24 protein-coding genes and 2 pseudogenes are annotated in these 24,616 nt (G+C 45.6%); 10 read left to right on the top strand and 16 right to left on the bottom strand.

What is annotated here, in order from left to right; translation table 11 throughout:
• From LO777_RS05535 to LO777_RS05470, 14 genes are all read right to left on the bottom strand, one after another.
• Entirely contained in the window at window positions 1-1,188 is a 1,188-nt protein-coding gene (locus LO777_RS05535; protein WP_407929121.1) for an FAD-binding protein, read from the bottom strand.
• The gene (locus LO777_RS05530) at window positions 1,188-1,985 is read right to left on the bottom strand and encodes an electron transfer flavoprotein subunit beta/FixA family protein (RefSeq protein WP_228856543.1); all 798 of its coding nucleotides are present in this window, start codon (window positions 1,983-1,985) and stop codon (window positions 1,188-1,190) included. Before LO777_RS05530 ends, LO777_RS05535 begins: the two co-directional genes overlap by 1 nt.
• Before the next feature lie 64 nt (window positions 1,986-2,049).
• Window positions 2,050-3,201: an acyl-CoA dehydrogenase family protein gene (locus tag LO777_RS05525; RefSeq protein ID WP_228856542.1), complete on the bottom strand. Its 1,152-nt coding sequence runs from the start codon at window positions 3,199-3,201 to the stop codon at window positions 2,050-2,052.
• Between the two features lie 15 nt (window positions 3,202-3,216).
• Window positions 3,217-4,191: a beta-ketoacyl-ACP synthase III gene (locus LO777_RS05520; protein ID WP_228856541.1), complete on the bottom strand. Its 975-nt coding sequence runs from the start codon at window positions 4,189-4,191 to the stop codon at window positions 3,217-3,219.
• 12 nt (window positions 4,192-4,203) lie between these two features.
• A complete protein-coding gene (gene plsX / locus LO777_RS05515) occupies window positions 4,204-5,211 on the bottom strand; it encodes a phosphate acyltransferase PlsX (protein WP_228856540.1) in 1,008 nt (335 codons plus the stop codon).
• 9 nt (window positions 5,212-5,220) lie between these two features.
• Window positions 5,221-5,409: a 50S ribosomal protein L32 gene (gene rpmF, locus LO777_RS05510; RefSeq protein WP_228856539.1), complete on the bottom strand. Its 189-nt coding sequence runs from the start codon at window positions 5,407-5,409 to the stop codon at window positions 5,221-5,223.
• A gap of 46 nt (window positions 5,410-5,455) precedes the next feature.
• Window positions 5,456-5,968: a YceD family protein gene (locus LO777_RS05505; protein WP_228856538.1), complete on the bottom strand. Its 513-nt coding sequence runs from the start codon at window positions 5,966-5,968 to the stop codon at window positions 5,456-5,458.
• Between the two features lie 258 nt (window positions 5,969-6,226).
• Window positions 6,227-6,676: a cyclic nucleotide-binding domain-containing protein gene (locus LO777_RS05500; RefSeq protein ID WP_228856537.1), complete on the bottom strand. Its 450-nt coding sequence runs from the start codon at window positions 6,674-6,676 to the stop codon at window positions 6,227-6,229.
• 119 nt (window positions 6,677-6,795) lie between these two features.
• On the bottom strand, window positions 6,796-7,428 hold the full coding sequence (locus tag LO777_RS05495; RefSeq protein ID WP_228856536.1) for an MlaC/ttg2D family ABC transporter substrate-binding protein: 633 nt from the start codon (window positions 7,426-7,428) through the stop codon (window positions 6,796-6,798).
• A complete protein-coding gene (gene mlaD, locus LO777_RS05490) occupies window positions 7,428-7,877 on the bottom strand; it encodes an outer membrane lipid asymmetry maintenance protein MlaD (protein WP_228856535.1) in 450 nt (149 codons plus the stop codon). The genes LO777_RS05495 and mlaD overlap by 1 nt, the downstream gene beginning before the upstream one ends.
• Entirely contained in the window at window positions 7,874-8,656 is a 783-nt protein-coding gene (locus LO777_RS05485) for an ABC transporter ATP-binding protein (RefSeq protein WP_228856534.1), read from the bottom strand. The genes mlaD and LO777_RS05485 overlap by 4 nt, the downstream gene beginning before the upstream one ends.
• Window positions 8,656-9,456: an MlaE family ABC transporter permease gene (locus LO777_RS05480; RefSeq protein ID WP_228856533.1), complete on the bottom strand. Its 801-nt coding sequence runs from the start codon at window positions 9,454-9,456 to the stop codon at window positions 8,656-8,658. The genes LO777_RS05485 and LO777_RS05480 overlap by 1 nt, the downstream gene beginning before the upstream one ends.
• Before the next feature lie 221 nt (window positions 9,457-9,677).
• Window positions 9,678-10,739, bottom strand: a complete 1,062-nt coding sequence (locus LO777_RS05475; protein ID WP_228856532.1) for an ABC transporter permease — start codon at window positions 10,737-10,739, stop codon at window positions 9,678-9,680.
• 1 nt (window position 10,740) lies between these two features.
• Entirely contained in the window at window positions 10,741-11,796 is a 1,056-nt protein-coding gene (locus LO777_RS05470) for a microcin C ABC transporter permease YejB (RefSeq protein ID WP_228856531.1), read from the bottom strand.
• Between the two features lie 454 nt (window positions 11,797-12,250).
• On the opposite strand from LO777_RS05470, the gene LO777_RS05465 reads away from it, so the two are divergent.
• Together LO777_RS05465 and LO777_RS05460 are read left to right on the top strand one after the other, a co-directional pair.
• A complete protein-coding gene (locus tag LO777_RS05465; protein WP_228856530.1) occupies window positions 12,251-13,384 on the top strand; it encodes a ribonuclease D in 1,134 nt (377 codons plus the stop codon).
• A 22-nt stretch (window positions 13,385-13,406) separates the two neighbouring features.
• Complete coding sequence (locus LO777_RS05460) at window positions 13,407-13,880, top strand: hypothetical protein (RefSeq protein WP_228856529.1); 474 nt, start codon at window positions 13,407-13,409, stop codon at window positions 13,878-13,880.
• Between the two features lie 212 nt (window positions 13,881-14,092).
• On the opposite strand, the gene LO777_RS05455 is transcribed toward LO777_RS05460, so the two are convergent.
• On the bottom strand, window positions 14,093-14,770 hold the full coding sequence (locus tag LO777_RS05455; protein WP_228856528.1) for a CBS and ACT domain-containing protein: 678 nt from the start codon (window positions 14,768-14,770) through the stop codon (window positions 14,093-14,095).
• 45 nt (window positions 14,771-14,815) lie between these two features.
• Window positions 14,816-15,772 (bottom strand): histone deacetylase family protein, encoded by a 957-nt coding sequence (locus LO777_RS05450; protein WP_228856527.1) that lies wholly within the window; start codon window positions 15,770-15,772, stop codon window positions 14,816-14,818.
• Between the two features lie 683 nt (window positions 15,773-16,455).
• Here LO777_RS05450 and LO777_RS05445 point away from each other — a divergent pair.
• The 8 genes and pseudogenes from LO777_RS05445 to scpA all read left to right on the top strand — a co-directional run bounded on the left by LO777_RS05445 (window position 16,456) and on the right by scpA (window position 24,579).
• Window positions 16,456-17,070, top strand: a complete 615-nt coding sequence (locus tag LO777_RS05445; RefSeq protein ID WP_228856526.1) for a TetR/AcrR family transcriptional regulator — start codon at window positions 16,456-16,458, stop codon at window positions 17,068-17,070.
• A 21-nt stretch (window positions 17,071-17,091) separates the two neighbouring features.
• Window positions 17,092-18,674 (top strand): annotated as a pseudogene (locus LO777_RS05440) (acyl-CoA carboxylase subunit beta).
• A gap of 113 nt (window positions 18,675-18,787) precedes the next feature.
• On the top strand, window positions 18,788-19,195 hold the full coding sequence (locus tag LO777_RS05435) for an OadG family protein (RefSeq protein WP_228856525.1): 408 nt from the start codon (window positions 18,788-18,790) through the stop codon (window positions 19,193-19,195).
• Window positions 19,196-19,212: 17 nt separating this feature from the next.
• Complete coding sequence (locus tag LO777_RS05430; RefSeq protein ID WP_228856524.1) at window positions 19,213-19,620, top strand: biotin/lipoyl-containing protein; 408 nt, start codon at window positions 19,213-19,215, stop codon at window positions 19,618-19,620.
• Between the two features lie 15 nt (window positions 19,621-19,635).
• Window positions 19,636-20,798, top strand: a pseudogene (locus LO777_RS05425) (sodium ion-translocating decarboxylase subunit beta).
• 323 nt (window positions 20,799-21,121) lie between these two features.
• Window positions 21,122-21,715: a TetR/AcrR family transcriptional regulator gene (locus LO777_RS05420; RefSeq protein WP_228856523.1), complete on the top strand. Its 594-nt coding sequence runs from the start codon at window positions 21,122-21,124 to the stop codon at window positions 21,713-21,715.
• Between the two features lie 137 nt (window positions 21,716-21,852).
• Window positions 21,853-22,257 carry a methylmalonyl-CoA epimerase gene (mce, locus tag LO777_RS05415; RefSeq protein ID WP_228856522.1) on the top strand — a complete coding sequence of 135 codons (405 nt, stop codon included), beginning with the start codon at window positions 21,853-21,855 and terminating at the stop codon, window positions 22,255-22,257.
• Window positions 22,258-22,443: 186 nt separating this feature from the next.
• Window positions 22,444-24,579, top strand: coding sequence for a methylmalonyl-CoA mutase (gene scpA / locus LO777_RS05410; RefSeq protein WP_228856521.1), 2,136 nt, complete (start codon window positions 22,444-22,446; stop codon window positions 24,577-24,579).
• Window positions 24,580-24,616: the final 37 nt, after the last annotated feature.

Genomic DNA, 24,616 nt, shown 5'->3' with positions numbered 1-24,616 from the left:
TCAGCGACGCTCCTCTATTCTTTTGATCAATTTAGGAATCACCTCAAACAGATCCCCTACAATACCATAATCTGCGATGTCAAATATAGATGCGTTTTTATCCCTGTTTATTGCCACAATAGTTTCTGTAGACTGCATACCAGCCACATGCTGGACAGCGCCTGAAATACCACAGGCAATATACAGTTTTGGCGCCACAGTTTTACCGGTCTGGCCAACCTGATGGGGATAGGGGATCCATCCGGCATCCACAACAGCTCTTGACGCCGAGACTTTTGCTCCCATGGTGTCCGCCAGTTTTCTTATCAGCTCAAACCCTTTTTCACTTTCAAGCCCTCTGCCACCTGAAACCAGTATATCCGCTTCCTGAATATTTACTTCAGCCCCTTGGGACGCAACTGTTTCCAGTACTTTTACACGACTTTCCAATAATGAAGGAGCTGGATCAATATCTATAATCTCTCCCTTACGCGACCCATCAAACTCAAGCGCTTTCATCACCTTCGGTCGAACCGTTGACATCTGCGGTCTGGATGATTCACAAACAATGGTGGCCATGATATTTCCGCCAAAAGCAGGTCTTGTCTGCAGCAGAGCCCCGTCTTCATCACGAATTTCAAGCCGGGTACAGTCTGCCGTCAGACCGGCATTCAACACTGTAGCTACTCCGGGGATAAAAGAACGGCCAATCGCTGTTGCACCTGCCAGAACGATCTCCGGCTTATATTCCTTTATGACTGAGGCCAAAACTGCACAATACCTTTCATCAGTGAAATCGGCCAGAGCCTCATGATCTGTGCGGTAAACAATATCGGCACCATAGCCGATCAGTTCATCCGCAACATTTCCAGTTTCATGACCAATAAGAACAGCAGACAGCTGTACACCACGTTTATCTGCAAGAGTCCGTCCAATGCCGAGGAGCTCAAGTGATACTGTTGCCAGCTCCCCACCCCTGAATTCGCAAAATACCTGCACTCCCTTCCAGTCTGCAATATCAGTTTTTGCTTCTTTTTCAACGTCCAGACTCAGGGCCTCAACCTCGCAACTTTCCACACAGGAACCGCAGAGAGTACAACTCTCACCGATGACCGCACACCCATCTTCTATGGTGATTGCGCCAAAGGGGCAGTTTTCCTCACAGATTCCGCAACCTATACAGAGTTCTTCATTTACTTTTAACATAATTATTGATTTCCGCCTTGCTGAAAAAACGGCACCAGCTTTTCTACAAGTTGTTCTATCTGTTCATCCAATGTCCCTGTAAGGATTGCCTTATCTCCTCTTGCAGGGGGAGGAAATACATTCACCACCTGGGTCGGTGAACCGGGCAGACCTATACATTTGCTGTCAGCTTCAATATCTTCCGCACTCAGTGTAGTGATATCTATTTTTTTGGCCTTCATCTTTCCCTTAAGGGAAGGTACTCTGGGTTCATTTATGTTCTTTACAACCGAGAGCAATGCCGGAAGGCGTATTTCAACAACATCATACCCGTCATCCATCATCCTTTCCACAACAAGCGCACCAGATTCAACCTGCCTTATTTTCTGTGCGCATGTGACATATGGAATATCAAGGCGCAGAGCCAAACCCGGACCCACCTGGGCTGTATCACCATCAATTGCCTGTTTCCCGCAGAGAATAAGATCAAATTTACCGGTTTTCAGAACAGCCCGGGAAAGAGTATAGGCGGTAGCCCACGTATCCGCACCGGCAAAGGCTCTGTCAGAAACAAGAACGGCTTTATCGGCACCACAACTGACTGCCTGACGCAAAACATCTTCTGCCTGGGGAGGCCCCATGGTAAGAACGGTCACTTCTCCACCGTGGGCTTCCTTTAAACGAACCGCCTCTTCCAGTGCATGCTGGTCGTAGGGATTCATTATTGATTCAACACCTTCACGCGCAAGAGTGTTCGTCTCCGGATCCAGCCGGACATCTTTTGCGTCAGGTACCTGCTTCACACAAACAATTATATTCATATACTGAACCGAACTCTTATTATTTATTAAAGCCCTGCATTTCCCAGGTGACCTTGAAAAGAAATCATTTTGCATATTCCTTATTCAGTTCCTGACCGATGACATTTCTCTGGATTTGATTCGTACCTTCGTAAATCTGAAGTATTTTTGCATCCCTCATCATCTTTTCCACCGGGTATTCACACATATAACCATACCCACCCATAACCTGAACGGCATCGGTTGTCACTTTCATCGCCACATCAGTTGCATGAACCTTGCAGATGGAGGAAGCTTTTGACATATCTTTGGGGTGGGCCTGAATATGTTTTGCCGCTGCATAAACCAGTGCCCTCGCAGATTCAATACCGATGGCCATATCAGCCAGAAGATGCTGAACAGCCTGAAAACCGATTATCGGCCTGCCAAACTGTTTTCTCTGTTTGGCATACGGTGCAGCCTCATCAAGAGCACCCTGCGCCAGACCTATCCCAAGAGCGGCAATCCCTGGTCTGGAAAGATCCAGAGTTTTCATGACCGTTATAAAACCTGTCCCCTTGCGGCCAATCAACCTGTCCTTGGGGATCCGGCAATCTTTGAATATGAGCTCCGTTGTTGATGAAGCTCTGATACCCATTTTTTTCTCCTTGGGACCACAGCTGAAACCGGGGTCTCCCTCTTCAATGACGAACATGGATGCTCCGCGGGGCCCCTTGCTGCGATCAGTAATAGCAACGATGGAATAAACCTGAGCCTCACCACCATTGGTTATCCACTGCTTGGTACCGTTAATGACCCACTCATCCCCATCGAGGACAGCCGTTGTCTGAATACCCGATGCATCCGAACCTGCATTGGCTTCAGTCAGACCGAAAGCAGCAAATTTCTTTCCAGTCGCAATACTGGGAAGGTATTTCTGTTTCATTTCTTCAGAGCCGCTTATGATAATCGGATAGGCACCCAGGAAATTTGCGGCAAACGCGGTTCCCACTCCCACGCAACCACGACTGAGCTGCTCAAGAATAAGAACAATATCAAAACAGCCTCCACCAAAACCTCCGTATTCCTCAGGAATTGGAACACCAAAAAGATCTGCCTGGGCCATTTCATTGAGAATTGCCCGTGGAAACTCGTGCTTCTCGTCAAGCTCTGCACGGATTGGTATAATTCTTTCATCAGTGATCTGTCTTGCAATATCGACGATCATCTGTTGTTCTTCAGTTAAAAAATAATCCATTTCAAAATCTCCTGTTTACCACTTTGTCAGGACTGCTCCCCAGGTAAATCCACCTCCAAACGAACAGAATAATACAGTTTTCCCGATAGCGAGGAACCCTTCCCTGTTTGCTTCATCCAATGCTATTGGAATTGATGCTGCCGAAGTGTTACCGTATTTTGAGACATTTACGAACATCTTTTCCGGCGGTATTTCAAGGCGATCGGCCAGATTTTTTAATATCCGGATATTTGCCTGGTGAGGTATGACACAGTCAACCTCCTTCATACCCAGTCCACTTTTTTCAAGCACCCCGCGGACCGCTTCTTCCATTGCTCTCACGGCATGTTTGAAGACTTCCCGACCCTCCATGAGAATATGGGCACCGGGGTTACCCTCCACTTCAAGATCGGGATTAAGGCTTTTGGGAGCATGCATGCATAACAGATTCCACAATTTGCCGTCAGACCCCATCTGCGCATCAATGAGCCCTCTGTCAGAATCACTGTAGCCGAAAACCGCAGCACCAGCCCCGTCCCCAAAGAGAATACAGGTATTCCGGTCAGTCCAGTCCAGCCTGGCCGATAATGTCTCTACACCTATAACCAAAATCTTTTTGCTACGGTCAGCACGAATATATTTATCAGCAAGATCATAACCATAGAGAAAACCTGAGCAGGCTGCGTTCAGATCATAAGCGAAGGCATTCCGGGCACCTATTTCATTTTGAACAAAACAGGCAGTAGAGGGCATAAGCATATGCGAACTGATGGTACCCACAACCACAAGATCCAGTTCTTCGGGCAAAACCTCGGCAGCCTCAAGGGCTTTTCGAGCAGCATTTGCGGCAAGTTGGTAAGCTTTTTCCCCTTTCCCGCCAATACGCCTGGCTTCTATACCGGTCCGGCTTCGAATCCATTCGTCATTGGTGTCAACAATGCTCTCAAGCTCGGCATTGGTCAATATTTTTTTGGGTAAACAGGATCCCGTTCCCAGTACGACAGTTCCCATTCGACCTCCACTCTATACTCGGTTTTCTTCAGAATTGAGACTACGCTGGATATCCTGATTAATATTATGCTTTACCATTTTTGAAGCTTCAATGATTGCATTTTTTATTGCTTCAGAACTTGATTTCCCGTGACAGATGATCCCGGTACCCGCAAGGCCAAGAAGTGGTGCACCACCATATGTGGCATAATCCACCCTTTTCTTGAATCTTTTAAAGGCAGGACGGGCCATAAGATAACCAAGTTTTGCCATCCACGATTTAAGGATTTCATCCCTGAGCATCATCATGGCGGCTTCAGCCAGACCCTCACTGATTTTCAGACATATATTTCCTACAAATCCATCGCAGACAATGACATCGACATTCCCCTGAAAAACATCTCTACCTTCAACATTACCGATAAAATTCAGAGAACTGTTCTGCAACAGGGGAAACGTCTCCTTTATAAGATTGTTACCTTTGCCTGTTTCTTCCCCAATGGTGAGAAGTCCCACGCTGGGATTGGATATATCAAGGACGCGTGAAAATGCTGATGCCATCACCGCAAACTGAAAAAGATGCTGGGGACGACAGTCAACATTGGCACCGATATCCATAAGAATAACCGGTTTTTTCAACGTTGGGAAAACAGAGGCTATTCCTGGACGGGAAACTCCGTTTAAGCGTCCAAGCTTACGTACGCCAGCAGCCATTGTCGCGCCTGAATTTCCGGCACTGACCACAGCTTCAACCTTACCCTGTTTCAGCAGGTCAAAAGCCACCATCACCGACGAATCCTTTTTCTTACGAATTGCGTCGACCGGATGTTCATTCATCTCTATAACCTGAGATGCATGGACAATTTTTATAAGATCCAATAGTTCAGGTGCAGGTGCAAGCTTGTCAATATAGTCCTGAAGAAGAGGTTCATCTCCAACAAGACTTACTTCCAACCCGGCCTGTTCAGCGGCAAGCAGTGCTCCGGCAATCAAGTCCTCAGGGCCATGGTCACCAGCCATGGCGTCCAGAGCTATTTGCACAGTGCTCTCCTATTCCAGATCAGTATCAAAACTGTAAACAGTTCTACCTTTATATTTCCCGCAGCTGCCGCACAGTCTGTGCGGTTCCTTTGGCTCACCACATTCGCCACAGACTGAAAGTCCGGGGGCTTTCAATGCATCATGGGAACGTCTTTTTCTGGTACGTGAGCGAGAATGCCTTCTTTTAGGTAATGCCATTTTATCCTCCAATCAGGTATGAAAACATACCGTTTTGTCTTTTTCGTTATTTACAAATTTTCTTTAAAACAGCGAAGGGAGAGTCCGCTCTGTCCGATAAGCATCTGCAATCGGCATCATTGAGAGTCACACCACATTGCGGACATATCCCCTTGCAATCTTCACTGCACAAAACCCTGACGGGTAATGCAAGGTACACCTGTTCCTGCAGAATTTCAAAAAGATCAATAAAAGGTTCTTCCAGATACAGGATATTTACATCCTCTGCGAGGACCTCTTTTTCCCCGGTTTCAAAAACAGTTTCTCCGGGAGATATACCCTGGTAAGAAAAGTCACCTGACAATCCGTGCTGAACTGGTTCTCCACACCTGTCACAACTCACTGTCCAGTCCCCTTCAAACATCCCTTCCAGGACTACTGATTCATCCGTTTGGCGATAGACGGTGATCGTCAATCGAGCGGAAAAATCGACACTTCGTTCCGGGAAAGGGACCCAATCCTCACTTCCGATTGTATAATGATTATGCTCTCCGGTTATTTTCTCGACGACCAGCTTCATAAATCAATAAAATGACAATGAGGATTGTATCTGAAACAAAAGAAAGGAAAAATAATCAATTTAAGGAATAATCGCCAGAAAAAAATTCACTCCCGGAAAAAATTCACTCTTTTCGGAGCTCCCAACACTTTTCGGCGGCCTTCATCACCTTTTCATATCTTCGGAAAGCCACTCTCGAACGAAAATCAACAAACTCATGAGTCCTGTTCTCGGACAGGTTCCTGGTTGAATTTCTTATATACAGCCAAAAAAAATAGTTCAAAGAACCCGGGAAAGCCGCTCAGAACTCTTCTGCAGTCGCAGACAGGTCCTGGCAAACACGGATTCCAGCAATGCCACAGCCAGACCTGGATCATCCTCTTTTAACTGGAGATAACGTTTTCGTGAAAGGGTAAAAATCCTGGTCTTTTTTACCGCCAGAAGAGTAGCACTGTGGACATGACCGGGTAAAAGAGCGCCCTCACCCACCGGTGCACCCTGGTCCAACAGAGCAACAACCTGGGTCCTCTCTGCAAAACCAGTTCGTTCCTGAACGGCGAGCCGTCCTTCGGCTATAAAAAACATTGCATCTCCCCGTTGTCCGGTGGTGAAAAGGATATCACCTTCATCCAGGGATATTTCATCCAGCAGGGAAAACAGAAATTCTTTTTTTTCCGGGGCAAAAGTCCTGAAAAAAAGATTCTGCAACTCTTTGTCGAGTTTGTGCATGTTTTATTTACTCCGGCGTCCAGACGAATTTAAAAAATTACGATTTATAGCTTTTCTGAAATGAATATTTTTTTCCATTCAAGTTCTGCAAAAACTGCGAGGAAACATGAAAAACTCGTCTACGAATTCTGCTTGTCCCCAGGCTCCTTGCGGAAAGAATTATTTTTTTCCTCCAATACTTTAATCAACCCTTTAAATTTTTCCTTACGCAGAATCGGCTTGAATTGCTGTTGATAATTTCGCACGAGACTGACACCTTCAATATTGATGTCATAAACCATCCAGCGGTTGTTCACCTGTTTCATTATATAGTGAACCGGAATTTTTATGCCCTTATTCTCTATAAAGGTAGAAACCTGGGCCCTCTTTCCTTTAATAATCTCCGCGTTGAACTCAATTTCCTGCCCCGAATAGCTTTCGAGTTTTCCTATATAGACATTTTCAAGGAGCTTTTTAATGAGTCGGGTAAAATATACTTTCTGGGAATCATCTATCCTGCGCCAGGTTTTGCCAAGTATTCTCTTGGACATTTCCTTAAAATCAAACCCGTGACTTATCACTTCCATTATTTTAGTGCGTCTTTCTGTTCGATGCTCATCGCCCTTGAGGGATGTGTCGATCAGTATGGTGGTCAACTCATCAAGAACAGGCTTCAATGCCGCAGTCGGGCTTTTATCTGCGGCTGCACCACTGGAACACAGCAACAATGAAACCAACAGAAACTGACAGATAATTCTTCTCAGAACGTTCATTATTTCGCACTCCCAAAGGCAAATTTGGAGATCAGTGATTCTATATCAAGGGAGGATTCAGTTTCCCGCAGGACATCGCCCGGTTTAAACATTTCCTCCTCTCCCCCGAGACTCAACTGAATATATTTATCCCCTATGATTCCCTGGGATTTTACCGAAGCCATGGAATCAGTTGGAACCTGCAGGTCGTTGTCGAGCTGCAAAGTCAGAACCGCGACATCGTCTTCCCCCAGGGAAATATCTGCGACACTGCCGACAGGAACACCGGCGACCTGAACAGAGGCTCCCTTTTTCACTCCGGCAACGTTGTCAAATTCCGCCTTGATCGTATAAGTTGACCCACTGGTCAGAAAAGAAACTTCCCCGAGTTGCAGGGCCAGGTAACCAAAGGCACAGAAACCGATAATCATAAACAACCCAACCAGGATTTCAAGAGTACTGTTTTTCATTTTTCCACCAGATGACTTTGATAAATATCGCCCATGGTCATTTTCACAAATTCCCGGATATGAGGCTTTTCAGACCACTGAATCTCTTCAGGACTGCCGAACACATCCATGTTCCCCCGTTCCAGAATAATGACCCGATCTGCCAGATTAAAGATTTTTGGAATATCATGACTGACAATAATTGAAGTAAAACCAAACTCGGCCTGTGTCCCGGCAAAGAGATGATATATTTCCTGGGACATGACCGGGTCAAGTCCGGTCGTCGGCTCATCAAAGAGCATAATCTCAGGATTGAGCTGCATGGCCCTGGCCAGACCAACACGTTTTCGCATTCCTCCACTCAACTGAGCTGGATATTTTTCTTCATGTCCCGACAATTCAAGCTGGGCAAGAGTAGTCATGACCAGTTCCCTTATTTCCTCTTCCGACTTCTGTGTTCTCTCCCTGAGAGGCAGAGCCACGTTTTCAAAAACAGTGAGTGAATCAAAGAGAGCAGATCCCTGAAAAAGAACACCGAAATGAGTGCGCAGCTTCTCCAGTTCCTTCCCCCTGATTCTTGTTACATCAGTGCCCTGCACCAGAACCTGTCCGCTGTCAGCCCGCATAAGACCAAGAATAAGTTTTAAGGTAACACTTTTCCCCTGGCCACTCCCTCCGGCAATAACCGTCGTCTGTCCCTTCGGGATAGAAAAACTGACAGCATCGAGTACGGTCTGAATGGAACCGTCTTTTTTACTGAACGATTTCGATACATTTATAAACTCAATAGCCGACGTCATCAGAGAAGTACCGCTGTAAGAAGATAATCAAACACCAGAACGGAAATCGAGGAAAGAACCACTGCCTGTGTCGTCACTCTGCTGACACTTTCCGCGCCAAAACCGGCACCCCTGATTTCCCTGACAAAATAACCCCTGCCGGTACAGATCCAGACGACCAGGAGGGCAAAAACGAACGATTTTATAACTCCAAGCTGAATATCATGATTTGTAACGCTTGAGCGCATCCCTTCAATATAACTTCCCGGATTGACATCCATCAGTGAAACTCCGGCAACATATCCCCCGGCAATCCCCACTACATCAAAAATAACAGTCAGCAGAGGCAGTGAGATAAGTATTGCCAGAAATTTGGGTGTAATAAAATATCGAAAGGGATCCACCGCCATACATTCCAGAGCATCAATCTGTTCAGATATCCGCATGATGCCAAGTTCAGCGCACATCGCAGAACCTGCCCGACCTGCCACCATCAAAGCGGTAAGAACCGGACCAAGCTCCATGATCAGGGTCAGTGAAACAGCAGAGCCCAGCATCCCTTCAGCGCCAAATTTATTTAATGAATAATATCCCTGCAGACCAAGCACCATTCCCGTGGAAGCAGCAGTAAAAAAAATTACTGCCAGTGACCCGACACCAATGAAATTAATCTGCCTGAGCAGTTCCCTGAACCTGAATGGCCTCCTGAAAATTCCCCGGAAAGCTTTTCCAAGAAACAGGGTCATTCTGCCCAGATCGGCCATGATATACAGTCCGGTATTTCCCAGAGTTCCCAACGGGTTTGTTTTATTTGATTTCATACCGGAAGTTCCGTCCTGAGTGATACATTATATAAAAAAGTAAGGAAGAGGCGTATAATTACTTAATTCAGTCAAGAATTCATCCACATTGCACCATATATAGATCAATATTCCTATATGTCAATATCCTTAAATTTCATCCCTCCATGGGAAATTCTCTCTTCCAGGGGATACAAAATTTACCCGGCCGGTAATTTTTACACCTGAATCCTGCTGATATTTCATTCACCGATCGATTCCCCCTTCCTCGGATCAAAAGTATCCCGCAATGCTTCTCCTATGAAAATCAGGAGGACGAGGGTCAGGACAAGCACAAAAAAAGATGACATGGAAAGCCACCAGGCATCAATATTGTTTTTTCCTTCTGCAAGAAGCTCGCCAAGGCTGGGAGTAGATGGAGGAACACCAAGTCCGAGAAAATCAAGACTGGTCAGGGCGAGAATTGACGCGGAAACCCTGAAAGGGAGAAAGGTTATGACCGGAGTCATGCTGTTCGGCAGCAGATGACGCCACATTATGGCAATGTTGGAAACTCCGAGAGCCCTGGCTGCCTTGACATACTCCATGTTTCTTCCCCGCAGAAATTCGGCTCTTACATAATCGGACAAACCCATCCAGCTGAAGAGAGAAAGGAGAAGAAAAAGGAGAAAAATTGAAGGCTGGAAGAGCGACGCAAAAATAATGAGCAGGTACAGCTCAGGCATTGCACTCCATATTTCAATGAGTCGCTGAACAATCAGATCAACACGCCCCCCGAAAAAACCCTGCACGCTTCCCACGAGAATACCAAAAAAACTGCCCGCCAGAGTCAAAACAAGACCAAAAAGAACACTCAAGCGAAATCCATAAATAAGTCTGGCCAGCACATCCCTGCCCCGGTCATCGGTCCCCAGGAGATTTTCGCGTGTCGGTGGTGAAGGCAGAGGGGCATTAATGTAAAAATTGATGGAGTTATAACTGTGTTGCACGGGTGGGAATATCACATAATTCCCTGGTCCCTCAATAAGTTTTCGAAAATAAGGATCTTTGTAATCGGTTTCCGTTTCAAAATCACCTCCAAAAACCGTCTCCGGATATGATACAAACACAGGAAAATAAAACCTGCCCTGATAGTGGACAACCAGAGGGGCATCATTACTGATCAGTTCAGCAAAACCGCTGGTAACAAAGAGCAGCAGAAATATCACCAGGCTGAAATAGCCCCTTCTGTTTCTCCTGAACCTCTGCCAGTACCGTTTTCGCCGGTACCCCGCACTGGACCAATGGTGTAATTCATCTGCCATATCAACCCTCCACTGCCTTGAAGCTGATACGGGGATCAACCAGCACGTAACTCAGGTCAGATAGCAGTCGAGAAACAAGTCCGATCAATGTAAAAAAATAGAGTGTGCCGAGTACGACCGGATAATCACGGTTCAATACGGATTCATAGGCAAGCAGTCCCATGCCGTCCAGGGAAAAAATGGTCTCAATCAACAAACTTCCGGTAAAGAATGATGCAAGAAAAAATCCTGGAAAACCCGTTATGATAGGAATAATTCCATTTCTGAAAATATGTTTGTACAGAACCTGGTTTTCTGACAATCCCTTGGCCCTGGCGGTTAAAACATACTGCCTGCGAATCTCCTCCAGAAAGGCATTTTTTGTAAGCATGGTCATTACAGCAAGACTTCCCACGCCACCTGCCGTAACCGGTAGGACCATATGCCACAGATAATCCAGAACTTTTCCAAGATAACTCAACTCTGCCCAGTTATCGGAAACCAGACCGCGCAGGGGAAAGATCGACCAGAAACTTCCCCCACCAAAGAGCACCAGGAGCAGTACCCCGAGAACAAAACCGGGAATACCATAACCAATCAGAATAACGGTTGAACTCAACGTATCAAAACGGGAACCATCCCGGACTGCCTTCTTTATGCCAAGGGGAATACAGATACCGTATACAATGAGAAAATTCCATAACCCAAGGGACATGGAAACAGGCATTCGGGAGAGAACCAGGTCAACCACGCTCCTGTTATAGTAATAGGAATCACCAAAATCAAAAACAAGATAGTTCTTCATCATGGTAAGAAACCGTTCAGCGGGCGACTTATCGAAACCGTACAGTTTTTTCAGTTCCTCCACCTTCTCTTTGTCCAACCCTGATGCGCCCCGATAAATTCCTACCGTCCCCCCGCTCACCTCCCCCCCGCCTTTGCCATAACCTTCAATATCCGAAATCATTTTTTCAACAGGTCCCCCGGGAACAAACTGGGTAATGACAAAGGTCACAAACATAACGCCAAACAGGGTTGGTATCATCAGAAGAATGCGTTTTACAATATAAACAAACATTGTCCGTAGAATTCAGATCGCTGAAAAAGATATGATAAAGTATTATATATTATTACCGAACCATTCGATACGACTCTGCCGGATGATCTGAAAATCCCGCCACAGATGGTCTTTCTGTCACAGTTGGGATTTTCGCTGCCTCGTTGTTGCTGAGCCAGCAGATGCAGCTTACTCCTTCATTCAAAATCCGGAATACATTCGATAATACGAAAAATAACACTTTAAAACACGATAAAAGAAGAATATTTCTTGTTTTTTCTTTTTCTTTATGTCTTGTTTGATGAATAGAGAAAAGACATAAAGAAAAAATTTCTGTTGATATATGAGTCTGTTGATTGAATATCAGAAAATGTTTTTCACACTGCCGTTACTCCCCAAGGGTCCTTGATAACACAGCAATCAGGAAAATCAGCAGTTTTCAAGGATGCCTGCAGTTGATATGGACTAGAAAAGAATGGAAAAACTCGACACCCTGATTCAGAACAACAATAATCTGCAAAAACTGGTGCAACTGGCGAAACAAACTGACGCCATTGCACTGGATACGGAATTTGTCTGGGAACGGACATATTTCCCCCAGTTGGGCCTTATCCAGATTGCCCTCTCGGATGAAGACTGCTATCTTATTGACCCCTGCGCCATAAAAGATTTGTCACCTTTCGGGCAACTGCTGGCGGACAGAAGCATTGTGAAAATTTTTCATGATGCTCCCCAGGATCTCGTAATACTCCACAGGGCAACAGGTGCAGTTCCCCAGAATATTTTTGACACCAGGCTGGCCGCAGGTTTTTCCAATCTTCCAGCCACACTCTCCCTCTGCAATCTTGCCAGAGAGCTCCTTGATATAACAATTTCCAAAACCGAAACCCGAACAAACTGGATGCAACGGCCTCTCAGTTCCGAGCAGATTGCCTATGGCCTCAACGATGTTCGCTATCTCAGGGCAATCAGGGTTATTCTCCTGACCCGGATCATTGGTCCTAAAATCAAAGCGTGGCTTCAGGAAGAACTCAATCTCCTGAACAATCCAGCTACATATTCAGGACCGCCACTGGATAAAAAATTTAGAAAAATAAGGGGTTCCGGCAGTCTGGACAGGCTTGGCCTGGCTGTATTGAAAAATCTGACAATCTGGCGGGAAACCACCGCCAGAAAGCTGAACAGACCGAGGGGGCACATTATAAAAGACACGGTTCTTCTTGAACTGGCCAGACAACGACCTCGAACTGTTGATATGCTCCGTGAGGTCGGGATTCTTTCAGCTAATGCTTTTAAAAAATACGGCAAAACCATTAGTGCAGTAACCGATGAAACCTGCAGGCAGGATCCTTCATCTTTTCCCTCAGTCAAACGTTCTATACGTTTGAACATAAGACAGAAAAAAACCTATGAAAAGCTGAACAACCTCATTGCATTGAAATGTGAACTTCTGGGCATAGCACCTCCCCTTGTCGGTACCAGCGCCGAATTGAAACAGGTGGTTAAAATGCTCAGCAGCAACGGCAAGATGGCAGGAAATGCTCAGTTAAGACAGACCGGAGGTTGGCGAAAAACTCTTCTTGAGGATTTCTTTAAACAAAACATATAACTTTAAACACTCTTTTTACAAAATGAAAAAATTCAATACATACACAATAATTACAGTATTTTTTCTTACTGCCCTTTACCCTGTCTTCTCACTGGCAGCCGAAAAGGACGGTTGGGAAAACGGTTCTGACTACAACTCCTATTACAATGCTAAGGAACGGGACACTCTCAAGGGAATCCTTGTCAAATTCAAAACTGTGACACCACTTTCAGGAATGAGCCCTGGAACAGCTTTTATCCTCCGTGAAGGGGATGATAATATCCTGGTCCACCTCTGTCCCCGTTCTTTTGCCGATGCAAAAGGAACCGGGCTGCGCAAGGGTGTGAAAACCAAAGTCAAGGGATGCTGGGCGTTTATTGATGGCAAAGACGTCTTTATTGCCTCAAAAGTGAAGCAGGGGGAACATTTCGAATTCAAGGTGAGACTGACAAAAGACGGAACTCCCTTCTGGACCATGAGTCCTGAAGAGTTGGAAAAGGAAAGAAACCCAAAATAAAACCTGATCAAACAATGAGCCAATTCCCAGTGATTGAGCTATATTTACACAATGTTCCCCAAGCTCAGTCCAGGCGACGACATCTACTGCATATTTCGGCAATAAATATAGATCACTATAATGTACTGCCAGGTAAGCGCAGACTCCGGAACGTTGAAGCTGACGCCGCCAGAACTGATGAGAATTGTTGGCTGATACTTGAAGAGTAAATCCTATTTTTTCCCTGGCAGCTGATCAAGATACCATTTCATCGGATCAATGAGCTCAAATCCGATTTCCTGCAGCTTTTTCTTCACATTAATAACGTTATTTGTATGCAGGTACGGAAAAACAGCCCGTTTTTCGCCATCCCAGAATCTTGCAACCAGTACACTGCCGAGGGAAATATTCTCTTCGGTAATAACATCGATTATTTTTTTCATCTGCCCGGGTTTCTCTTTAGTGAGAATACAGAGAAGACTGCCGGGTTCATCGATTCCCATGATATTTACAAAGGCGGAAAGCAGATCCCTGGTAGACAGAATCCCTTTCAAATACCCTTGTTCATCAATTACCGGTAACGCTCCAACCTTCTTTTTCTGCATGACCAGCAGGGTGTCCTGCAGGGTGAAATACGCATAAATGGTCAACGGCTCCTTTGTCATGATTTCTTTCACTGGAAAATCCATGATTTTTTCCAGGGTGATCTCATAATCCTCTTTTTTCAGCAGAGTCGAAGGCATCGCATCCCGCATGTCACGATCAGTAACTATCCCTACCAGCAAACCTTTTTCATCTACGACCGGAAGATGCCTGATCCCGTTATCAGTCATTAATTTCCTGGCCTCAGCAATGGAAAGATCAGGACTTGTTGTTATCAAGTCTGTGGACATCCTTTCACTTACAAACATAATTCCTCCAAAATACAAAATTTATAAAAAAATCCGCTTCAATTTTTATTTACGTAAATCAGCAAGCAATTTTATATGGTTTTCCACCAGAAGTGGCAATATATCAAGATTGTATCCTCCCTCCAACACGGAAACCACTTTACCGTCAGTCAGGGTATTCACCAGATTGACTACAACTTCCGATACAAAATCATAGCCATCCGTGGTCAGGTTGGTTCCCGACATCAAGTCTGTCACATGGGCATCAAATCCTGCCGAAACCAAAATAAATTCCGGCCTGAATTTTTTAAAGGCTGGAATCAGATCCTGTGTTATTTTTTTCCTGTACTCTTCATCTCCCCGCCCGGGCAATATAGGTGAATTGAGTGTATATCCATCACCAATACCAACACCGGTTTCAAATTCTCTTCCGGTTCCAGGGTAAGCGAACGATGGATGCTCATGTATCGAGTAATAAAAAACCGTAGGATCCTGATCAAAAATATGCTGGGTTCCGTTGCCATGATGTACGTCAAAATCTATAATTCCAACCCGTTCAAGACCGTACTGCTTCTGCAGGTAACGGGCACCAATGGCAACATTGTTGAAATAACAAAAACCCATGGGTTTATCTACTTCCGCATGATGTCCGGGAGGCCGAACGGCACAGAAGGCATTATCGATATTTCCTGCCATCACCTCGTCTATGGCTTTCAATACACCGCCTGCAGCGAGAAAGGCAATTTCATAACTCTCCCTGCAGATGCCATTATCGGGGTGATCAAATTCAGGCAGGCCCATCAGGCAGGTATCCTGGAATCGCATTATATAATGTATATTATGCACAGCTTCAATCCATCGCTGATTTGCTTTCTCTGCAGGAATCTGAATCAATTTTTCAAGGATACCGGATTTCGACAAACCTTTGCAGATGGCTTTCAATCGTTCCGGACATTCCGGATGATACCCCCCGGTAGTATGCAGTAAGTATCTATCATCGTAAACAAAACCCGTTCTTTTCATAAATAATCCCCTGTTTTTTCCGCCGAAGAAATCCTCCGCTCAAACACTTCTTGCGCAAACCGGCAAATCCTGCCGGTTTTTCTTTTCATTCTGATTATCCTGGCAACTCAACCATGTAGAATTTTACACGTAATCAGATTCCAGTTTGATCCGGCCGGCACCGGACCAGTTGTTTCTCCCAGCCAAAAACATAGCCGGAGAAATATCTTTGAACAATAATTCTTGAACTCTCTCGATTAAAAGGAATAACAGCCTAGCACCTTTCAGTCCCATATTTCAATAATTTTTCTTGAATATTGTGGAGTCCACAAAATAAATCAGTACACATAATCAACCTCTTAAGCGAGAATCTCAAGGGAAATGTAATCTGATCACCACGAAACACTCCTGACATCGAGGCAATAATAAAAAATCCCCGTTGAGTAAAAAAGACTTTTTTTTCTTGACAAATAAAATGACCATACATTAAAAGAGAGTAACATTGTTACTTTAATAAAGAGGTTTACAAAAATAAAATATTTATTTTTTTTGTATTTTCAAAGCATTACAAACCATAACAATCAATTTGATATTTAACCAACACTGTTTTTTTATTTTTTTTTACTTTTATAACGACCTGAATATAAAATATTTTCTAGTTTATGATATTAATCAATTTTAATGGATAATTCCCGCCAGTAACAATGTTAGACGACATAAATCCGAAAGTAAAAAACCGACTTGAAAAGGCTGTAATGGAGGTCTTTTCGACCTGCGATTTTCATAAGGCAAGCATCCGTGATGTTGCAGAAAAAGCGGGAGTCAGCTTTACGACTATTTACAAGCATTACGGGAGCAAGGAACGACTGCTTTTCACCTTCGTTAACATCTGGATGGAAAAACTGACCGGTCGCATTGCCGATCATTTAAACGGCATTCAGGACCTGAAGGAAAAACTGCGCAAGGTTTTCTGGCTGCACCTGGAGTACTACGAACGACACGAGGAGCTTGGTTGTATTCTCTTCATTCGCCTTCCCATGAAAACATGGATGGCCGATGAAACATTCGACCAGAAAAAAAGGGTCACACTGATCATTGATGTATTCAAAGCGGGCCAGGCGGCGGCCATTATCAATCCTCAGGTGAGAGCCGGGACACTTCTCGATTTTATGCTCGGGTTTATACAGCGAAGTTTTTTTATGTGGATAGTAAGGGGAAAAAAAGGACGACTTACCGACGAGGCCAATATTCTTTTTGAAATGGTCTGGCAGGGTATGGTGAATCCGGCAATCATAACCTACACGGATCCGGACACATAGACAGGACTACTGCCGTACATCATGGCACTGATAACTTTAACCAAGGAGGCTTCAAAAATGCCTTTGGACAAGAGAGAACTGCTGCTGCAAAAAAAAGAGAAAATCGCCCTGGGTGGAGGTGAAAAAAGAATCGAAAAACAGCATGCCAAAGGTAAAATGACAGCGCGGGAACGTCTTAATCATTTCTTTGATCCCGGTACGTTTATTGAAACTGATGCCTTTATCAAATGCCGATGCACTAATTTCGGTATGGACAAACTTGATGCGGAAGGTGAATCCGTAGTTACCGGTTACGGACAGATTGACGGCAGAATTGTCTACGCCTATTCCCAGGACTTCACCATCACCGGGGAGCCCTTGGGGAAATGCACGCCAGAAAGATTGTCAAGGCAATGGACAGCGCTGCCAAGATCGGTGCCCCCATGGTCGGCCTGAATGATTCAGGTGGTGCGAGAATACAGGAAGCAGTAGATGCCCTTTCCGGATATGGTGACATCTTTTTCAGGAACTCCATTTACTCAGGTGTGGTCCCCCAGATATCTGCTATTATGGGCCCTTGCGCCGGTGGAGCCGTCTATTCACCGGCTCTGACGGATTTTATCATAATGGTGGATAAAACATCCCAGATGTTTATCACCGGGCCCCAGGTGATCAAGGCCGTAACAGGAGAAGAAGTATCTGCAGAAGAACTCGGTGGAGCCATGACCCACAACAGTGTCAGCGGAAATGTTCATTTTATTGCCCCCACCGAACTTGAATGCCTGGAGTCCATCAGGAGGCTACTCAGTTTTCTGCCATCAAACAGCATGGAAAAAGCTCCTGTCTACCCCGTTAATGATGACATTAACCGAAGAATTCCTTCTTTGAACACGCTCATTCCAGACAACCCGAACAAACCATACGATATACTGGATGTCATACTGCCGATAGTGGACAATGGTGATTTTCTCCAAAGTCAACCCTATTTCGCGACAAATATCATTACAGGTTTTGCGAGGATCAACGGCAATTCAGTCGGCATCATCGCCAACCAGCCAAATGTCATGGCTGGCTGCCTTGACATGAACGCAGGTGACAAGGCAGCCCGGTTCATCAGAACATGCGACGCATTCAATATTCCCCTGCTCACCATAGTAGATGTCCCCGGTTTTCTACCGGGAACAACCCAGGAATACGGTGGGATTATCAGACACGGTGCAAAAATTCTTTACGCATACAGTGAATCAACCGTCCCAAAAGTTACCCTTATCACGCGAAAGGCCTATGGCGGTGCCTATGTTGCCATGTGCTCAAAATCTCTCGGCGCCGATATGGTATTCGCCTGGCCTACTGCGGAAGTGGCGGTAATGGGATCTGAAGGAGCCGTCAATATCATCTTCAAAAGAGAGATCTCAAAATCAGATGACAAGGCAGCCACCAAAACAAAAATACTGGAAGAGTATGCTGCAGAATTTGCAACCCCGTATAAGGCAGCGGAACGGGGTTTTGTTGATGATGTCATTGAGCCGGACACAACCCGACAGCGGGTTATCGATGCTTTTATCATGCTGCAGGGAAAACGGGAAAAACGTCCGGCCAAAAAACATGGTAATATTCCTCTGTAAAGCATGACAGCATCAAAGGGATCAGCCTATTTACATTTTTGGAATATCAAAACCCTTTTCAGGTGCTGGAACAATGATTTTTCGTTTTTTCGATCCATTTTCTGGAGATAACCATGACCACCATTGAACTTCTGGCCGATTTTGCAAACCCGGATACCATCCATGCCCTCTCTCTGACAGACAAACTTTTTGCCGGACTGTTTGCCACTGTCCTCGGAATGGGAATCACTTTTGCAGCACTCATCATCCTCCAGTTTGTTATTGCTTTCATGGAAAAACTGATGACCAACAGGAAAAAACCGGCGAGCAGTTCCGTAGAGACAGCAGCCTCTACTGCTGCTCCAACTTCTCCTTCAAAACCTGATAACACCGAACTTATTGCCGTTATTTCAACTGTTCTGGCAACACAGTTAAACACTTCCCCCAGTAATATTGTTATTAAAAATATTACACGAATCGACCCTCCCCAACCTGCCTGGAACAGGGCCGGAATTCTGGAGCAGATGAACAGCAGACTTTAACAATCACGGAGACCATTATGAAATTATTCAGAGTTGTTGTAAACGATGTTGAATACAGAGTTGGAATAGAAGAACTGCAGGATGAATCAACCCCCACAACACGACCTGCATCTTCACCTCCTGCCACTGCCCCGACGACTCCCATGCAGCACCCCGCAAAACCTGCCGCTTCACCTGCTCCCAAAACCGCCGCCACAGAAACCGGCTTGGGAGGAAATATTTCTGCCCCAATGCCTGGCACTGTAATCAGTATTCTTGTTGGCCAGGGTAGTTCCGTGAAGAAGGGAGAAACTCTTCTGGTTCTTGAAGCAATGAAAATGGAAAATGACATCAAGGCGCCATCTGACGGTACAGTACAGGAGATCAAGGCAAGTGAAGGTGCTTCAGTCAATGCCGGCGATATTCTCATCGTCCTTACACCATAGAGGGAGAGCCTCATTATGCTCGATTCATTACTCAATTTTCTTAGAAGCACAGGATTTTCAGGGCTGACGCCAGGCTCGATTGCAATGATGTGTATTGCTTGCCTTCTGCTCTATCTCGCCATTGTAAAAAAATTTGAACCTCTACTTCTTGTCCCCATCGCCTTCGGTGTTCTTCTCACAAACCTACCGTTTGCCGGGATGATGACAGAACCTGTCCTGGAAATTCAGAAACACTCCATCCATACACTTGAACCTGGAGGGCTGCTCTACTACCTGTTTCAGGGAGATCACCTGGGCATTTTTCCACCGTTGATCTTCATGGGTGTTGGCGCCATGACTGATTTCGGCCCGCTGATTGCCAATCCGAAATCACTGCTCCTGGGAGCTGCTGCCCAGTTCGGGATTTTCATAACCTTTATCGGAGCCATAGCCTCCGGGCTCTTCACAGCCCAGGAAGCGGCCTCAATTGGGATCATTGGTGGGGCAGACGGACCGACAGCCATTTTTCTTTCTTCCAAACTTGCCCCCCACCTCCTTGGTCCAATTGCCATAGCCGCCTATTCCTACATGGCTCTCGTTCCGATAATCCAACCCCGATAATGAAACTGCTCACCACTGAAAAAGAAAGAGTGATCAGGATGACTCAACTCCGTGAAGTCAGTCAACGTGAAAAAATCCTCTTTCCCATCATTGTTACAATAATAGTTTCGCTGATTGTTCCACCGGCAGCGACTCTTATCGGTATGTTGATGCTGGGCAATCTCTTCCGTGAATGTGGTGTTGTAGGCAGGCTTGAAGACACCGCAAAAAATGCTCTCATCAACATCATTACCATCTTTCTCGGGGTAACGGTCGGCGCCACCGCAACCGCGGAACAGTTTCTCAAAATTGAAACCCTCGCCATCCTCTGCCTGGGTGTCACCGCCTTCGGTATCGGTACCGCTTCAGGTGTTCTTCTTGCCAAATTAATGAACAGGGTAATGAATGTAAATATTAACCCTCTTATCGGATCCGCTGGAGTTTCTGCCGTTCCCATGGCAGCCCGTGTTTCCCAGGTTGTTGGCCAGAAAGAGGACCCCGGAAACTTTCTTCTCATGCATGCCATGGGCCCGAATGTTGCCGGTGTCATTGGATCGGCAGTGTCCGCCGGAGTTCTTCTTTCCCTTTTTGGAGGATAATTTCCTACTTCATTCATATATGCTGGTTTTATGGAATTTATTTATTTTCATAACGATATTTCACCAATTAACCGGAAATGAAGCTTTTTACTTGAAAACTGATCTTTTTTGCATTAAAGATAGGTGTGTAACAATGTTCTTAGTCTATACGGAAGAATTATATTTCATGATCTTTTTATTCATATTTACAAACAGTTGCACACCACAACAACGAATAACAAAGATACACCACAGAGTGCTTCTGGAGAATTTCAGGCACATTTTTCCCGGACACAAACGATAATAGTTATTCAAATACATCTTCCATACAGAAAAGAGTAACAATGTTGGACAAATTAAACGACGATATCCACAAAAGACTTGAACAGGCTGTTCTGGAGATTTTTTCCAATTCTGATTTTCACAAGGCATCCATCAGGGACATCGCCAACAGGGCTGGAGTCAGCTTCACGACTATTTATAAGCATTATGGAAGCAAGGAACGACTGGTCTTTGCCTTTGTCGACATCTGGATGGGCATTCTCACAGACAGGATTGTTGATCATCTCCATGGCATAGAAAATCTAAAAGAAAAACTGCGGAAGGTTTTCTGGCTGCAGCTTGACTATTACGAAAGACATGAAGGGCTGGGAAAAATTGTTTTCATGACTCTGCCCATGAAGACATGGATGGCCGACGAAACATTTGCCCAGCCGAGGATGATGTCTTTAATGATTGATGTTTTACGACAGGGCCAGAACGAAGGTGTTCTCAACCCCCATGTGAGAGCTGGAGTTCTGCTTGATTTCCTGATGGGTTTTGTTCAACGAAGTTTTTTCATGTGGATCCTGCGCGGAAAAACTGAGAGTCTGGCTGATCAGGCCAATGTCATGTTTGAGATGGTATGGCAGGGTATGGCCAATCCGGACAAAGAGTAGCTAACGGGTATGACATGAATCGCTGAAACAATCCTGCCCCTCCGTGGAGACATGTGTCTCCCTGAAAGCGTAATTCTGCAATATCCTGCCAAAAAGAAATGACCATGAAGCAAATAATCAACTGGAGGTAAACTTGAATGAAAATTTTAAAAATTGATCATCTTGGCATTGCCGTCAACAGCATCGACGGTGGAAAAGAATTCTGGACAGATGTTCTTGGTCTTGAATTTGAGGGTGCGGAAACTGTTGAAGCACAGAAAGTTACAACCGCCTTTTTTCCCGTTGGTGAAAGTGAAGTGGAGCTCCTTGAATCCACCTCCCCTGACGGCCCTGTGGCAAAGTTTATTGAAAAAAGAGGCCAGGGATTCCAGCACGTTGCATTCAGAGTAGCAAATATTGATGAGGCACTGGCGGAACTGAAGGAAATGGGAGTTCAGCTGATTGACAAGGAACCGAGAATAGGCGCTGGAGGTGCCAAGATAGCCTTTCTCCATCCCAAGGCAACCGGTGGAGTGCTTGTGGAGTTGTGTGAACGTTCATAAAAGCAACCTGGTACCTGTCCGAAAATAAGATTTTTTTGTTCGATTTCAGGTAAACGCCGCATAATAGGCATATGTGAGCATTTTTATTTTTCTTGGCGACGAAGAAATCGGGCAACAAGGCCATTGATGGGTAGCCACCATTTACCCCCCCTGCCGGGGATGTTACATATTTCATGAGGAAAGCACATGTCAGAACATCCGAAATTACAAGAATGGAAAGAACTTGCCACAAAACAGATGAAGGGCAAACCTGTCGAAACTCTCGACTGGGACACCCCCGAAGGTATTAAAGTAAAAGCACTCTACACGGCGGAAGATCTTGAGAATCTTCCTGCCAATACCCTTCCAGGAATGGAACCCTACATGCGGGGTCCCATGGCGACCATGTATGCTGGCAGGCCCTGGACCATCAGACAGTATGCCGGTTTCTCCACAGCCAAGGAATCAAATGAGTTTTATCACAAGGCTCTGGCTGCTGGCCAGAAAGGACTCTCCGTTGCCTTTGACCTGGCAACTCATCGGGGCTATGATTCCGATCATCCCAGAGTATCCGGTGACATAGGCAAAGCAGGTGTGGCCATCGATTCAGTTGAAGATATGAAAATTCTTTTCGACGGGATCCCTCTGGACAAAATGTCCGTATCAATGACCATGAACGGCGCTGTTATTCCCATTCTTGCCGGTTATATTGTTGCTGCGGAAGAACAAGGGGTGAGCCATGATCAACTCTCCGGCACGATTCAGAATGATATCCTTAAGGAGTACCTGACGAGAAATACATATATTTATCCGCCGGAACCATCAATGCGGATTATTTCTGATATCATGTCCTTCTGCTCCAAGAATATGCCCCGCTACAACACAATCAGTATCAGTGGTTACCATATGATGGAGGCCGGCGCCAACAGCGTCCTTCAGACCGCCTTTACCCTGGCTGACGGCGTTGAGTATGTCAAGGCTGCCTTGAATAGCGGCATGGATGTGGATACTTTTGCGCCGAGACTCTCTTTCTTTTTCGGCATAGGCATGAACTTTTTCATGGATATTGCCATGCTCCGCGCAGCCAGATTTCTCTGGCACCGGTTGATGAGCCAGTTCAATCCAAAAAATCCTAAATCTTCCATGCTGCGGACCCATTGTCAGACCTCAGGTTGGAGTCTTACTGAACAGGATCCCTACAACAATATCATAAGAACAACTCTGGAAGCCATGACAGCTGTTCTGGGTGGCACCCAATCCCTGCATACAAACTCATTTGATGAGGCCATTGGCCTGCCGACCGACTTTTCCGCCAGAATTGCCAGAAACACCCAGATTATCATCCAGGAGGAATCCCAGGTATGCCATGTTATTGATCCTCTTGGAGGCTCATACTATGTGGAAACTCTGACCAATAACATCATAGATGAAGCCCAGAAAATAATAGATGAAATCGAAGAGCTGGGTGGAATGGCCAAGGCTATTGAAAGCGGTATGCCAAAGATGCGGATTGAAGAATCCGCAGCCAGGAAGCAGGCACGTATTGACCAGGGTCTTGACGTCATTGTCGGTGTCAACAAATACAAACTGCCAGACGAAAAAATTGACTTTGAGGTCCGGGAAGTGCCCTCAACAGTCAGGGATGAACAGGTAGCCAGAATAAAAGAGATCAAGGCAACGAGAGACGCAGAAGCGGTGAAAAAGGCTCTTGCTGATCTGACCAATGCAGCCAGAAACGGTGGAAACCTGCTGGAGGCTGCTCTCCCCGCAGTGCGGGCCCGTGCTACCGTTGGTGAAATATCCGATGCCATGGAAGAGGTGTTTGGCCGTTTTGTGGCAACAACACGATGCATTTCCGGTGCTTATTCTTCCGAATACACCGACAATAGTGACACCATAGAATCCCTGAAGAAAAGAACAGCCAATTTTCTTGAAAAACAGGGCAGAAGACCTCGCCTGCTCGTAACCAAAATGGGACAGGATGGGCATGATCGCGGGTTCAAGGTTGTGGCCAGCGCTTATGCTGATCTCGGATTTGATGTGGATATCAGCCCCATGTTCCAGACCCCGGAAGAAGCGGCTAAAATGGCCATTGAAAATGATGTCCATGTTGTCGGCGCTTCCAGTCTTGCAGCCGGACACAAGGCCCTGATTCCATCACTGATTGAAGAGCTGAAAAAAGTCGGAGGTGAAGATATTCTCGTGGTGGCCGGAGGTGTTATTCCTCCGGGTGATTACGATTTTCTTTTTGCTGCGGGTGTCAAGGCGGTATTCGGACCTGGTACTCCGATTACCGATTCTGCCGAAAAGACCATGTCGTTACTTGAAGAAAAATACTTGTAGAATTTTCAATTGAAGATAATACGGGTCCAGCGGCAAC

Origin of the sequence: Desulfomarina profundi (assembly GCF_019703855.1) — a bacterium.
Classification (GTDB): Bacteria; Desulfobacterota; Desulfobulbia; order Desulfobulbales; family Desulfocapsaceae; genus Desulfomarina; species Desulfomarina profundi.
The sequence above is the reverse complement of the archived record's forward strand: the minus strand, read 5'-3'. Positions and strand labels throughout refer to the sequence as shown.

Bases quoted from the DNA above. Each gene is read 5' to 3' on its own strand.
- LO777_RS05530 (WP_228856543.1), bottom strand. From the start codon at position 1,985: ATGAATATAATTGTTTGTGTGAAGCAGGTACCTGACGCAAAAGATGTC.
- LO777_RS05525 (WP_228856542.1), bottom strand. From the start codon at position 3,201: ATGGATTATTTTTTAACTGAAGAACAACAGATGATCGTCGATATTGCA.
- LO777_RS05520 (WP_228856541.1), bottom strand. From the start codon at position 4,191: ATGGGAACTGTCGTACTGGGAACGGGATCCTGTTTACCCAAAAAAATA.
- rpmF (WP_228856539.1), bottom strand. From the start codon at position 5,409: ATGGCATTACCTAAAAGAAGGCATTCTCGCTCACGTACCAGAAAAAGA.
- LO777_RS05505 (WP_228856538.1), bottom strand. From the start codon at position 5,968: ATGAAGCTGGTCGTCGAGAAAATAACCGGAGAGCATAATCATTATACA.
- LO777_RS05500 (WP_228856537.1), bottom strand. From the start codon at position 6,676: ATGCACAAACTCGACAAAGAGTTGCAGAATCTTTTTTTCAGGACTTTT.
- LO777_RS05495 (WP_228856536.1), bottom strand. From the start codon at position 7,428: ATGAACGTTCTGAGAAGAATTATCTGTCAGTTTCTGTTGGTTTCATTG.
- mlaD (WP_228856535.1), bottom strand. From the start codon at position 7,877: ATGAAAAACAGTACTCTTGAAATCCTGGTTGGGTTGTTTATGATTATC.
- LO777_RS05485 (WP_228856534.1), bottom strand. From the start codon at position 8,656: ATGACGTCGGCTATTGAGTTTATAAATGTATCGAAATCGTTCAGTAAA.
- LO777_RS05480 (WP_228856533.1), bottom strand. From the start codon at position 9,456: ATGAAATCAAATAAAACAAACCCGTTGGGAACTCTGGGAAATACCGGA.
- LO777_RS05475 (WP_228856532.1), bottom strand. From the start codon at position 10,739: ATGGCAGATGAATTACACCATTGGTCCAGTGCGGGGTACCGGCGAAAA.
- LO777_RS05470 (WP_228856531.1), bottom strand. From the start codon at position 11,796: ATGTTTGTTTATATTGTAAAACGCATTCTTCTGATGATACCAACCCTG.
- LO777_RS05465 (WP_228856530.1), top strand. From the start codon at position 12,251: ATGGAAAAACTCGACACCCTGATTCAGAACAACAATAATCTGCAAAAA.
- LO777_RS05460 (WP_228856529.1), top strand. From the start codon at position 13,407: ATGAAAAAATTCAATACATACACAATAATTACAGTATTTTTTCTTACT.
- LO777_RS05455 (WP_228856528.1), bottom strand. From the start codon at position 14,770: ATGTTTGTAAGTGAAAGGATGTCCACAGACTTGATAACAACAAGTCCT.
- LO777_RS05450 (WP_228856527.1), bottom strand. From the start codon at position 15,772: ATGAAAAGAACGGGTTTTGTTTACGATGATAGATACTTACTGCATACT.
- LO777_RS05445 (WP_228856526.1), top strand. From the start codon at position 16,456: ATGTTAGACGACATAAATCCGAAAGTAAAAAACCGACTTGAAAAGGCT.
- LO777_RS05435 (WP_228856525.1), top strand. From the start codon at position 18,788: ATGACCACCATTGAACTTCTGGCCGATTTTGCAAACCCGGATACCATC.
- LO777_RS05430 (WP_228856524.1), top strand. From the start codon at position 19,213: ATGAAATTATTCAGAGTTGTTGTAAACGATGTTGAATACAGAGTTGGA.
- LO777_RS05420 (WP_228856523.1), top strand. From the start codon at position 21,122: ATGTTGGACAAATTAAACGACGATATCCACAAAAGACTTGAACAGGCT.
- mce (WP_228856522.1), top strand. From the start codon at position 21,853: ATGAAAATTTTAAAAATTGATCATCTTGGCATTGCCGTCAACAGCATC.
- scpA (WP_228856521.1), top strand. From the start codon at position 22,444: ATGTCAGAACATCCGAAATTACAAGAATGGAAAGAACTTGCCACAAAA.